This is a genomic window from Bacteroidales bacterium MB20-C3-3, from assembly GCA_035609245.1.
GTDB lineage: Bacteria > Bacteroidota > Bacteroidia > Bacteroidales > UBA932 > Bact-08.
This window is the reverse complement of the sequence record CP141202.1, coordinates 1162598-1175433: the sequence shown is the minus strand read 5'-3', so window position 1 is coordinate 1175433 and position 12836 is coordinate 1162598. Positions and strand designations below refer to the sequence as shown.

The 12836-nt window shown below is 39.3% G+C and carries 11 protein-coding genes; 8 read left to right on the top strand and 3 right to left on the bottom strand.

Translation table 11 applies throughout. The features are described 5' to 3' along the window. Positions 1–21 precede the first annotated feature (21 nt). The 8 genes from U5907_05305 (at position 22) to glyA (ending at position 8631) form a co-directional block, all read left to right on the top strand. Positions 22–1479, top strand: coding sequence for an aminoacyl-histidine dipeptidase (locus U5907_05305; protein ID WRQ34055.1), 1458 nt, complete (start codon positions 22–24; stop codon positions 1477–1479). A gap of 86 nt (positions 1480–1565) precedes the next feature. Then, positions 1566–1907 (top strand): 30S ribosomal protein S6, encoded by a 342-nt coding sequence (gene rpsF, locus U5907_05300; protein WRQ34054.1) that lies wholly within the window; start codon positions 1566–1568, stop codon positions 1905–1907. A gap of 12 nt (positions 1908–1919) precedes the next feature. Next, positions 1920–2192 (top strand): 30S ribosomal protein S18, encoded by a 273-nt coding sequence (gene rpsR / locus U5907_05295; GenBank protein ID WRQ34053.1) that lies wholly within the window; start codon positions 1920–1922, stop codon positions 2190–2192. A gap of 18 nt (positions 2193–2210) precedes the next feature. Next, the gene (rplI, locus tag U5907_05290; protein WRQ34052.1) at positions 2211–2663 is read left to right on the top strand and encodes a 50S ribosomal protein L9; all 453 of its coding nucleotides are present in this window, start codon (positions 2211–2213) and stop codon (positions 2661–2663) included. A 191-nt stretch (positions 2664–2854) separates the two neighbouring features. Next, positions 2855–4033 (top strand): OmpA family protein, encoded by a 1179-nt coding sequence (locus U5907_05285; GenBank protein WRQ34051.1) that lies wholly within the window; start codon positions 2855–2857, stop codon positions 4031–4033. Between the two features lie 1365 nt (positions 4034–5398). Further along, the gene (locus U5907_05280; GenBank protein ID WRQ34050.1) at positions 5399–5794 is read left to right on the top strand and encodes a BlaI/MecI/CopY family transcriptional regulator; all 396 of its coding nucleotides are present in this window, start codon (positions 5399–5401) and stop codon (positions 5792–5794) included. A 41-nt stretch (positions 5795–5835) separates the two neighbouring features. After that, positions 5836–7272 (top strand): M56 family metallopeptidase, encoded by a 1437-nt coding sequence (locus tag U5907_05275; GenBank protein WRQ34049.1) that lies wholly within the window; start codon positions 5836–5838, stop codon positions 7270–7272. Positions 7273–7350: 78 nt separating this feature from the next. Further along, on the top strand, positions 7351–8631 hold the full coding sequence (gene glyA / locus U5907_05270; protein ID WRQ34048.1) for a serine hydroxymethyltransferase: 1281 nt from the start codon (positions 7351–7353) through the stop codon (positions 8629–8631). Here glyA and U5907_05265 read toward each other — a convergent pair. Genes U5907_05265 through U5907_05255 form a run of 3 tightly spaced genes read right to left on the bottom strand, consistent with a single transcriptional unit; the run spans position 8611 to position 12829 of the window. Continuing rightward, positions 8611–10605, bottom strand: a complete 1995-nt coding sequence (locus tag U5907_05265) for an OstA-like protein (GenBank protein WRQ34047.1) — start codon at positions 10603–10605, stop codon at positions 8611–8613. The genes glyA and U5907_05265 overlap by 21 nt on opposite strands. Beyond that, positions 10605–11969 carry a peptidylprolyl isomerase gene (locus tag U5907_05260; protein ID WRQ34046.1) on the bottom strand — a complete coding sequence of 455 codons (1365 nt, stop codon included), beginning with the start codon at positions 11967–11969 and terminating at the stop codon, positions 10605–10607. The genes U5907_05265 and U5907_05260 overlap by 1 nt, the downstream gene beginning before the upstream one ends. Beyond that, positions 11966–12829, bottom strand: a complete 864-nt coding sequence (locus U5907_05255; protein WRQ34045.1) for a hypothetical protein — start codon at positions 12827–12829, stop codon at positions 11966–11968. Before U5907_05255 ends, U5907_05260 begins: the two co-directional genes overlap by 4 nt. Between the last annotated feature and the right edge of the window lie 7 nt (positions 12830–12836).

The following is a 12836-nucleotide window of genomic DNA, read 5'->3' as shown; positions in this document are numbered from 1 at the left end:
TAATTTATAAATATATTTGATATGAATATTTCAGAATTGAATCCAAAAAGTGTCTGGAAACACTTTTACTCACTTACTCAAATTCCAAGACCATCAAAAAAAGAGGAGAGGGCTATACTTTTTCTTGAGAAATTTGGAAAAGACCTGGGTCTTGAAACAATTAAGGATGGCATCGGTAACATTATAATAAGGAAACCGGCCACACCCGGGATGGAGAACAGGAAGGGCATAATCCTTCAGGCTCACATTGACATGGTTCCTCAAAAAAACAGTGATAAGGTTCACGATTTTGAGAAGGATCCTATACAACCAAGAATTGTAGACGGATGGGTATATGCTACCGGAACTACTTTGGGAGCAGATAATGGTTTGGGCTTAGCCGTTGCTATGGCAGTTCTTGAGTCAAAAGATCTTGTTCACGGCCCTGTTGAGGCTCTTTTTACAGTTGATGAGGAGACAGGAATGACTGGTGCAAGAATGCTTCAGCCGGGTATAATCAAAGGAGACATCCTGATTAATCTTGACTCTGAAGATGAGGGTGAGCTTTATGTTGGATGTGCAGGCGGATTGGATGCAACCGCAACCTTTACATATAAAACTGAAAAGACTCCTGAAGGCCTTACCGGATACAAGCTTTCTGTTACTGGCCTCAAGGGTGGCCACTCAGGAATGGATATTGTTCTGGGCAGGGGAAATGCAAACAAGACAATAGTAAGATTGTTGCTGCCATTGATTGAAGAGTTTGGTGCAAGAGTCTCCTCTATTGAAGGCGGAAGTCTGAGAAACGCTATTCCAAGGGAGGCATTTGCTCACCTTGCAATTGCTGCTTCAAACGAGAAGGGTGCAAAGGATCTTGTTGCAAGACATCTTGCCGAGATAAAATCAGAATTATCTGCTCACGAACCTAATCTGAATATTGTACTGGAGAGAGCAGATCTTCCTGCGGAGGTAATTGATGCTGATACTGCTTTGAAGGCCGTATTAGCTGTTTACGGATGTCCAAACGGAGTTGAGAGAATGAGTGATGCCATGCCGGGTCTTGTTGAAACTTCAAATAACCTGGCGATAGTAAAATCAGAGAATGGTAAGATTCAGATCAAATGCCTAATGAGAAGTTCAGTTGACTCGGCAAAAGAGATTCTTGCTCAGTCGTTAGGCTCTGTATTTAAACTTGCAGGCGCAGAGGTAGAGTTTACAGGTGGTTATCCCGGATGGAAACCAAACATGAACTCAGACATTTTAAGCACAATGAAGGTGGTTTACACAGACTTGTACGGAAGAGAGCCGGAGGTTAAGGCTATTCATGCAGGATTGGAGTGCGGTATTCTGGGAGGTATATATTCAAATTGGGATATGATATCATGCGGACCTACTATTCGCTCTCCACACTCGCCTGATGAGAGGGTAAACATTGAAACCGTTGAGAAGTGGTGGAATTATGTTGTTAAGGTGCTGGAAAAGGCACCGGTGAAAAAATAGCCATTTGAAAAAATAGTTGGTGGGCTGCAAAATAATACATATATTTGCAGCCCATTTTTTTAAATAATAATTTATAAACAAAGAGTATGAATCATTACGAAACCGTTTTCATTTCAACTCCCGTTTTATCTGATGTTCAGATAAAGGAAGCGGTAAAGAAGTATCATGATTTCATCGTTGATAATGGCGGTGAGATTGTGCATGAAGAGGACTGGGGCCTTAAGAAACTGGCTTACCCAATCCAGAAAAAAACTACAGGTTTTTATCATTTGATAGAATTTAAGGCAGACCCAACATTTATTGCCAAACTGGAAATTCAGTACAGAAGGGATGAGAGAATCATCCGCTTCCTCACTTTTGCACTTGACAAGCACTCAATTGCATATTCAGAGAGAAGAAGAGCTAACAAATCAGAATCTAAAAACTAAGGAGGAGAGATCATGGCAAATCCAGCAAACAACGAAATTCGCTACCTGAACCCTCCTACAGTAGAGGTTAAGAAGAAAAAATACTGCCGTTTTAAAAAGGCCGGTATTAAGTATGTAGACTATAAGGACGCAGAGTTCCTCAAGAGATTTCTGAATGAGCAGGGTAAAATACTACCTCGCCGTCTTACCGGAACCTCTCTGAAATTCCAGAAGAAAGTTTCACAAGCAGTTAAACGCGCAAGACACCTTGCTCTGCTTCCATATGTAACAGATTTATTGAAATAAGCTAAGGAGATATAAATAATGGAGATAATACTTAAACAAGATGTTCCGAATCTGGGCCACAAGGACGATATTGTAGTGGTTCGCAACGGATATGCCTCAAATTATCTGATTCCCCAAGGCTTTGCAATAATGGCTACGCCTTCGGCAAAAAAGGTACATGCAGAAAACTTAAGACAAAGAGCTCACAAAGAGGCAAAACTTCGCGAGGACGGAGTTGCTTTGGCCGCTAAACTTGAGGGTATACAGGTAAAACTTGCTACCAAGGTTAGTTCTACCGGCAAGATTTTTGGATCAGTTAACAATATTCAAGTTGGAGAGGCACTTGCAGCTCAGGGATTTGAAATTGACCGCAGAAGCATTACCATAACAGGTGAATCAAACATTAAGGAGATTGGTATTTACGATGCAGTTGTTAAGATCTACAAGGACATTAAGGCAAATATCAAAGTTGAAATAGTTGGTGAGGAGTAATATTCTTATCGATAATAATTTGTGGGCTGCTTGCAAAGCAGCCCTTTTTTTATTAAATTAGTGCCCGGTTGTGTATTATTTTACTATTTTTGCACAAGATATGAACACTTTATGTAGTTTTGTGTTTTAGGTATACTCTGATTTTAACTCAAATTTGATTAAACTGGACATAAATTAAAAATTCAATTACTATGAAAAAAACATTTTTTACATTGGTTTTATTAGTATTTGCTGTTTCGGCATTTGCCCAACAGGAAAGCAAAAGAGGACCATTTATCACTAATGGCTTCTGGGATAACTGGTTTGTCTCTGCAGGTGGTGGTTTAAATCTCTACTTTGGGGAGTATGACAACAAAATGGAGCTTCAGGAGAGATTAACTCCGGCTCTTGACCTCTCACTTGGTAAGTGGATTACTCCTTCAATGGGTCTTCGTCTTCAGTATGCTGGTCTGAGAGCTAAGGGTAAAGTTTTCCTTTTCCCTGGTGATAACGCGTTTGTACCGGCCGGAGCACTGACAAATGGATATGCTATTGAAAAATTCAACGTCATGAACCTTCACGGAGATCTTCTCTGGAACCTCTCAAATTCAATCGGTGGATACAGAGCTGACAGAACTTGGGATTTTGTTCCTTTTGCCGGTTTTGGCTGGGCAAGAGCCTCTAATATAGATAGCTGGAATTCAGCAAACAAAGTAAGCAACGAACTTGGTATTACAGTAGGTCTTATCAATAAATTCCGCGTTTCTGACGCTGTTGACCTCAATTTTGAACTTAGACATTTGTTTGTTAATGATGCTTTTGACGGAATCGTTAGAGGAAGTAGATGGGAAGGTATGAGTACTGCAAGTATCGGAATCACTTATAAATTTGCAAAAAGAGGATTTGAGCGCTATGTAAAAGTTGAGCCTGCAGATTATACTCCTTACAATAATCGTATTGCTGCTCTTGAGAGGCAACTTGCAGACAAGGATGCTAATGCAAAACGCATTGCGGACGAACTTGCAGCTGAAAAGGCCAGGAAGGCAGTTGTTGTTCAACCTGAACCGGAGTACATAATCTCTCCTCTTGCTGTATTCTTCCAAATTAACAAAGCTGATTTGACTGATAAGGATATTATCAACTTAGGATATGCTGCTGATATGATTAAGAAATCAGGCAAGAAATTTAAAGTTCAGGGCTCTGCCGATAAAGCAACCGGAAATGCAAGAATCAATCAGACTCTAAGTGAGAAGCGTGCCAACAGAGTTTACGATGTTCTTGTGAATAAGTTTGGTGTTAATCCAAGCCAGCTGGAGGTTATTGCAAAAGGTGACAAAGATGAGCCATTTGGAAAACCTGCACTTAACAGAGTTGTTATTGTTGAGAACTAATTCCTGACTTAATTTATTAATGCTATTGAAGAGGCTGACCATTATTGGTTAGCCTTTTTTTATTATTTTCAAACTATATATAAACATATATAAACAATGTGCTTATCTGTATCAGCACGGAAAATCCTCCCCATCTTCGATGGGTCCCCTCCCTTTTCGGGAGCCAATGTTTTCCTTAGCTGATACAGATAAGCACATATTATTAATAATTTTAAACCATGTATCCGTACCGCAGTAACTCTCAATAAATCACTAAAAACCACTTTGACCTGAGATGTCATCTGTCATGTTAAGTTCCTGTAATAAGATAATCAACGCGTTACAGCTCTGCGGGTTTTAGATTTTCAGGTGAATTCGTTCGTAAATTATAGGAATAATATCATAATGCATTTTTGGGAAGGTTTGGGTTGACAGGGATTTTCGTTTATATGCTTATAGGACAAATAATTACAAATCACGTTTTTAAAAACTTTTCAAAAATCCGATTCCTAATCACCTACCTATCTGTTATATAAACGAATATCCCACTCAAACCTAAAGTTTCCCACGTCAAAGACCGGTAGTAAACTATATACCCGTACCGCTATAACTCGCAGTTTATCTTCAAGTTAACACTTAACCCCGCTGATGATCCGCGGGGTTAAGTGTTAACGCGAAGTCAAATAGAAAGTTACAGCCGCACGGGTTTCGCAAAAATCATCTGCCGAATGGCCAACTCAGGCCGGGCGGGCGGGTATCCGCCAAGCCTCACGCCCGGCTCGGGTTGACAGGGATATTCGTATATGTGCTTATAAATCTAGCAATTGCAAATTGCTTTTTGAAAAACTTTTTAAAAAACCAATTTCTAATAATCTAACCATCTGTTAAATAAGCGAATACCCCTGTCAAACCCTCGCCCGCCTTCTGGCAATTCATTGCCTTCAGCCAGGGTTATAAGGTGCTTCGCAGTTTTAGCCATTCGGCACAAGTTCTTCTTGCAGCCCGGGATATTCCCGTGCGCCACAAGCCCGTAAAGAGCTTGAGAAATGAGCGGGAAATAACCCGGACTTCCACTTTGATCTTATACTTCAAACGTCAGGTTTAGTGCTTGTACTTAGATAATCCGAGCGTTATAGCGCTCCGGATTTTAGCTTTTCTGGTGAATTCGATCGTTAATTCTTAGAATTAAATCATAATTCATATGTGGAAAACGTCAGATAATTAATAGGATAGCGTTTAATTTTATAATAGTCCAATGATCATCATAACATCAGTTCAATACTAATTTTTACAAATAACTGCAAATACTAGTTGTGTAACTAGCAAAAATAGTTGTATAACTAAAAAGTATAGTTATATTTGTGTGGTTTTTAAATGGAGAGTATTATGAAAACAGCAAAAGGTAAAATGATTGCAGAAAGACTAACTGCAAAAGAGGAGGAGATAATGAACCATTTTTGGGAGCGGGGAGAGTTGTTTGTCAGGGAGCTTCTTGAGTTGTATACAGAGCCTAAGCCACATTTTAACACTCTTTCCACCATAGTTAGAGGATTGGAGGAGAAGGGTTTTATATCTCATAAATCTTTTGGAAGTACATATCAGTACTATGCTGCAATATCCAGAGAAGCGTATAAAAGAGGCGCTCTGAACAGGGTTGTAAACAAATATTTTAAAAACTCTTACCTGGGAGTTGTTTCATCTCTTATTGAGGAGGAAGAGGTATCTCTGGATGACCTTAAGAGACTTATTGAAAAAGTGGAAAAATCCAAAACAGATAAATAGTTTATGGGAGATATATTTGTTTATATACTTAAATCCTCTCTTTGTCTGGCACTATTCTACCTTTTTTTTCAGCTGCCCTTAGCAGAGAGACTCTATACAGATTCAACAGAATTGTAATTGTTGTGATGTTGTTTTTAGCTCTTCTTTTGCCATTGGTTAATATCTCAATTGAAAAAGATACGCCCTATTCCGGAATTGCATTAAATATCGGAGCTCTTCTGGAGATGGCAAATTCAGAAACAGGGGGAGAGTCCCAGTCAAACACTAACTCTTTTCTTATATGGCTTTTGCTGATATACATTTTTGGAGTAGTTATCGCTTTTACAAGAACTATAGCATCTCTTATTAAGATGATTAATATGCTCAAAGACACAGAGGCTCAGCGGAGTTCTCTGGAGGGGGGAGTTACATTAATTATTCATAATAAAAACAGGGCTCCCTTTTCCTGGATGAAATATATTGTGATTTCAAGAAAGGATTTTACGGAGAGCGGAGATGAGATAATTTTACACGAACAGGCTCATATTTATAACCGTCATTCAATAGATCTTATTGTAGCAGAGATTGTAAAGATTATCTACTGGTTCAATCCGGTGGCTTATTTGCTAAAAAGGGAGCTTCAGAATATTCACGAGTATCAGGCCGACGAAGCGGTCATTAATAATGGCATCGATGCAAAAAAATATCAATTATTATTAATTAAAAAAGCTGTTGGCGACAGGCTCTACACTATGGCCAACAGCTTCAATCAAAGTAAACTTAAAAACAGAATTACCATGATTTCAAAGAAAAAATCTCAAAAGAGTGCAGCTCTGAAGGCTTTGTTCCTGCTGCCATTGTCTATGTTTGCTGTGGTTGCATTTGCAACTGAAGAGGTATCTGATGTTCTTGCTCCTGTATATGAACTCAAAGTTACTGATTTTATTCAAAAAGATACAGCAAGAACCAAAACTACAACCATTGTTGTCAATAAGGTAAATGAGAAAGTTAATATTGACGAGGTTGATACATTGAAAGGGAAGAAAAATATAAAAGTATTTGTTTACAACAGAGATTCTGTCTCAAACAAAGAAAATGTTATTGTGTTTGTTGACGGAATTGAAAAAGATGCCAAAGTTATTAAGGAGATAGACCATAAAGATTTGAAAGAGGTGAGAGTTTATAAGGGAGAGAAGGCTTTGGAGGAGTATGGAGATAAAGCCAAGGATAAAGATGGAGTTATTGTAATTACAACTAAATACTCAGAAAAGAGGGGAGAAGAGGATGTGAAAATTGTTGAGAAGGTTGTTGTTAAAATGTCTGATTCAGATTCAATGCCATTGTATGTGGTAGATGGAATTGCCATGGAAAAAGATAAACTTGATAAAGTAGATCCTAAAACTATCTCGTCAGTTAATGTATTGAAAGGAGATGCTGCTACCAGGATTTATGGCGAAAAGGGTAAGAATGGAGTAGTTGTAATTACTCTAAAAAAGTAAATAAAAAGTATTTAAGAGGATTTTTTTTGTAACTTTGAAGACTATTTCAATGGCATTTTATAAGCAAATTATAACAAAATGAAACAAGATCTTCAAATTTCCGAATTGATAAAGAAAGAGGAGAATCGTCAGTTGCACGGTATTGAGCTGATTGCTTCTGAGAATTTTGTAACTCCACAAGTTCTTTCTGCTTTGGGCTCTGTTCTTACAAATAAATATGCGGAGGGTTATCCCGGTGCTAGATATTATGGTGGATGTGAGGTTGTTGACCAAGTTGAACAACTTGCAATTGATAGATTGTGTCAACTCTTTGGTGCTGAGTACGCTAATGTGCAGCCGCACTCAGGTGCCCAGGCGAATATGGCTGTTTTTATGGCATGTCTGAAGCCGGGTGACACATTTATGGGATTGGATCTTGCTCACGGAGGTCACCTTACTCACGGATCTCCCGTGAATATGTCAGGAATGTGGTATAACGCCATTGCCTATCAGCTAAGCGAAGAGACAGGAATGGTTGACTACGATGATATGGAGAGGAAGGCCCTGGAGTTTAAGCCAAAACTAATTGTGGGTGGTGCCTCTGCCTATTCAAGAGAGTGGGACTGGGCCAGAATGAGAGCAATTGCTGACAAGATTGGTGCAATATTTATGGTAGATATGGCTCATCCTGCAGGTCTTATAGCAGCAGGTCTGCTTGAAAATCCGGTAAAATATGCTCATATAGTTACATCTACAACTCATAAGACTCTAAGAGGTCCAAGAGGTGGAATTATTCTGATTGGCAAAGATTTTGAGAACCCGTTTGGGATAAAGACTCCTAAAGGGGAGACTAAAATGATGTCAGCTGTACTGAATTCAAGTGTATTCCCTGGCATTCAGGGAGGTCCGCTTGAGCATTGTATAGCTGCAAAGGCTGTCTCTTTCTTTGAAGCCCTGCAGCCGGAATTCAAAAACTATCAGCTTCAGGTAAAGAAAAATGCTGCTGCGATGGCAGCCGCCTTTATTGATAAAGGGTATAAAGTAGTCTCCGGAGGAACCGACAACCATCTTATGTTAATTGACCTTAGAAGCAAATTCCCTGATCTGACAGGTAAGGTTGCAGAGAAGGTTCTGGTAACTGCAGATATTACTGTTAATAAGAATATGGTTCCATTTGACAGTCGCTCTCCATTCCAGACTTCAGGGATAAGAGTAGGAACTCCTGCAATTACATCAAGGGGTCTGGTAGAAAAAGATATGCCTTTTATTGTTGAGCTGGTTGACAAAGTTCTGTCAAACCACGAAAATACACAGGTTATTGATGAGGTTAAAGAGCAGGCAAGAAAGAAGATGCATGGTCTACCTTTGAATATCTGGTAGGACCTTTTTATCCTCAGATGATTTATTCTTAGACAGGTCGGTTTTTCCGGCCTGTTTTGCTTTAGGAAAGAATCTCCGGGTATTGGGAAAAAGTGGCTTCTCAACAGAAAGGGCAGCTTCTCCTTCAGAAGGCCTTAATTTCCTGTTACAAACATCAAATCTGGTGAGAGGCTTTTCACTCTCTCTCCATGTAAATCCTTTTAGTCTGTCTTTACCCTGTTCAATTGATACTATCGGAAAAATATCACTTTTAATACCATCAAAATATTTGACTTTTGAGAGTTTTGCGCTATCAATTGTTGCACTAAGAAATTTGCACTCTTTTTCATTCATCATTGTAGTAACACTATCTTCAGCCAGGAAAAAGAGCAAAGAGGCGCCTCCAAGCGCGTCAAAGCGTGTTAGTTTATTGTCCCTGAAAAAACCTATCATATCTGTACTCTTTATCTGATTATAGTACAGCGAATCCTCCCTTGAGATATAGTATGCATTAGACATAAGCTCTGCTTTAGATAATTTGTTCCCCGAGAGAACAAACTGTATGCTGTCTGCAGTAAACTGACTACCCTCATTCCACATAACAGGCAGTGTGTATAATCTGGCAATTGAGTCAATTGAATTGAAAGTAAGAGAGTCGGATTTTGCCTGCATCACACCTCTGAAAATTTTTACATTATTGTATGCGAGCGTAAACCTGATAGTGGTAGTGTCTTTTTGAGGTGGTGAGGATATTGCAATGCTATCGTTTAAAACCAGAAGTGAGTCTTTTACAACAATCAGAGAATCTTTTACAACAATCAGAGAATCTTTAGGCGCTAACAGACTGTCTTTTATGGGTGTGCTTGTAACCGGAGTGTTCCGGGGTGGCGGAGGAGCAAGCTGAGGAGGTTTGATGCCTTTATCGCCTTCACCCTCCTTTTTTACATTGTTAATTAAAGTCTGGAGAGGATCTTTTTTAGATAACTTATATCTCTCTTTAGCATCTGCTACAAATGAGGAGTCAAGATCTCCAAGGGCTCTTGTATAGTATTTAAGAGTGTCAGCCGAGAGGAACAGAGTATCTGACTGCTCTTCGCTAAGAGAGTAGTAGGCCATGGAGGGTTTTTCGTACAGAGTAGCCTGTAGTGGCTCCTTTATATAGTTCCCTTTATCTGCAAAGAAAATTACCTTCTGGGAAGTGTCTACAATCTGTATCTCCTTTACCAGATCTGCCTTGCCTGTTTTTTTGTCATAGAAAATCTGATCAGCCCAAACCTCTTGTTTCTTCGTTAGTACATATGCCTTGTCAGAAAAAAGATACTTTTCCGTATCTCTCTCATACCATCCGCTGTTTGCCCTGAGGTATACAGTGTCTTGCCAGACATGTGTGAGACCCAGAAACAGAGCCTTGTTAAGTTCTGAAAAATATGCCAGAGAGTCGGCTTTAAGTAAGGTTGAATCTGACTTCATCTCAACATTTTTGAGAAATCGGAATTTCTTGATTTTGGATTCATATATCCCCTCAAGACTCTCAATAACTCCTCCATCCTTATTCATCATACTGCCCCCCTGAAAGAAAACAGCAATACTATCCTTAGTGTGAAAGTCAAGAAAATGTGTCCTAAGTCTGTTGTTCTCTTTATCAACAAGCTGAACCAGATTGCCTCTTACCTTTGCAAGAGAGCTGTCTGCCAAATAGTTGATTTTGTCACTGTAAAGAATAGTCTCATTTTGAATAACCTGAACATTACCCATTGCATCAACAACATTCTGCTCAACATTCCAGATTGCAGAATCGCATAATATGTATGTGTCATTGTGTAGAAACTGAGCGGGACCGGTTACTTTTCTGTATGTGACGCTATCTCTTACAATTAGCTGAGCCGACTCGGCGCTGATTAGTCTGACCAGTTTCCTTCCGGCCGATGTTGTATCCGCCGGTGTCGTCTGCACAATAAGAGCAGTTGCAGCTACAGCCAGTAAATTAAAAAACATTATTTTATCCAGCCCTCTCTTTTAAACGGACAACCGGTAAACATAGAGTCAATTCTTATAAAAGTACTCTCTTGTCTCTTTTTGATAAAATCCTCTATCTCTTTTGATGCTGCCTGATTCTTTGCCTCGCTGAGAAGAATGTTAAAATCATCCTTAAATGATGCAATGTGAGATGGGACTATCTTCTCAAGCTTAATAATCTTGTAAACTGTATTTCCGCTCCTGCCTTCGTTATCTGTAGATTCAAAAGGATCTGAAATTTCGCCTACTTTCATATCCTTAATTACTGCATAGTCTTCAGGTTTAAGGAGGTCTTTCTCAAAAAGTGCCGATCCTGACATCTCTTCTGCCATCAGACCGCCGTTTATATATGTCTTAGGGTCCTGAGAGAATCTGAGAGCAGCTGTTTCAAAATTTATACTGTCAGCAATAATTTTTGTCTTAATACTGTCAAGTTTTGCAAAAGCTTTTGTTCTGTCATCTGTGGTATAAAGCGGCTTAAGAAGGATGTGTCTTGCATTGAACATATCGCCCTCTTTTTCAATAAGCTGAATAAGGTGAAAACCATCCGGAGTCTCAACAATTTGTGATACCTGGCCTGGTTTAAGTGCCATTGCAGCATCTGAAAAAGCCGGCCAGTAAAGCTGTTTGGAGGCCATTCTAAGCTCTCCTCCCTTTATGGCACTTCCCGGATCCTGGGAATATATAGTTGCAAGATTTGAGAATTTCTCCCCCTTCATTACTCTTTCACGAAATTCCAGCAGTCTCTCTTTTACAGCCATTACAGCAGCCTCTTTGTTTGGATAGAGAACAATCTGTTTTATCTGGTACTGGGTTGAAATTATTGGAAGTGAGTCTTTTGGAGTTCTGTCATAAAATGCCTGAACATCAGATGGAGTGAGTTCTGGAGCACCTTGTGCCACCTTCCTCTGCATCTCTTGTGTAAGCAACTGCTCATGGATAGCCTCTCTCCACTCTTGTCTGAGTTTGAATAGTGGCTTTTTGAAATACTCTTCCAGGGCTTTTTCACCTCCAAGCTGAGTCAGTACTTGTTGTATTCTGTTGCCAAGCTCTGCTTCAACATTTTCAGGACTTACAATGATACTGTCCAGTCTGGCCTGAGTAAGAAGAAGCTTGTTTTTCAGCAAATCTTCAAGGATTTCGCATCTGATGTTATGGTCAGATGTAATTCCCTGAACCATCATCATTTGTACCTCGGCCTCAATAGTGGATAGCTGTATCATATCGTTGCCGATTATTGCAACTGTCTTGTCAACCAGTCCGTTATTGTATTTTTGTGAATAGCTGTTTGCCGAGATTGCCATGAAAGCAAATATCAGTATAGCATTAATTGCTTTTCTCATTTTCCTTGGTTGTTAAAATTTGTTTTAAGATGATTCTTGTCTATTGCCTCCCTAATAAGATTCTTTTCAAGGTCAGAAACAAGCTGTTGTTTTCTTTTACTCAGGATTATCTCTTTTATTTCAGGAAGGTAGTACTCAAATGGTGCAACCTCTCCCTGGAATATTTTATCGCTGTAATAGATAAGATATGTATATAACGAGTCCTTAATTTCAGTAGAATTGCCGGCTTTAATCTCTTTTTCAAGCATTTGAGTGTCATAAGGGACTTCTCTTGCCACCATGGAGAGGTCAATCCACTGGTTGTTAAAGTTGCCATATTTCTCGGCAGAGCTGTAGCAAATCCGCTCGAACTCCTCAATATCCTCTATGGACTGTGCTTTGTAACCCTTTCTAAGATTCTCAAGATTGGGTGAGCTGTTTGAAATTTTAGCAAATCTTGCCTTTACAGCAGGGGTAGTTAAGGTAAAATGGAGAGAGTTTTTTTCGTAATAGTCTCTGCACTCTTGTTCTGTAATAAGTGTATCCAGCCTTTGATCTATAAAATTCTTCTCAAATCTGTACATGAGAAGAGATGATCTGTAGTCCTCAATCTCCTGTTCAACATCAATCTCCTCCTTTGAGAGTTCATCTTCAGCCTTCTTTAACAGGAGGTGCTTAAGAGCCCATCTGTTAACATACTGTTTAAGCATTTCAAGACTGTCTGCCGCGGGAGTTCCTGCAGGGACAAGCGAGCGTACCTCTGATTCATATAGTTTTTTCCCGTTAACCTCTGCAACAACAGTATCTCCTGAATTAAGCTCAAGATATTTGCATGATATTGCCAAAATTGCCGTAAGAATAAAAACTAAAATTCTCCTCATTTTTAAA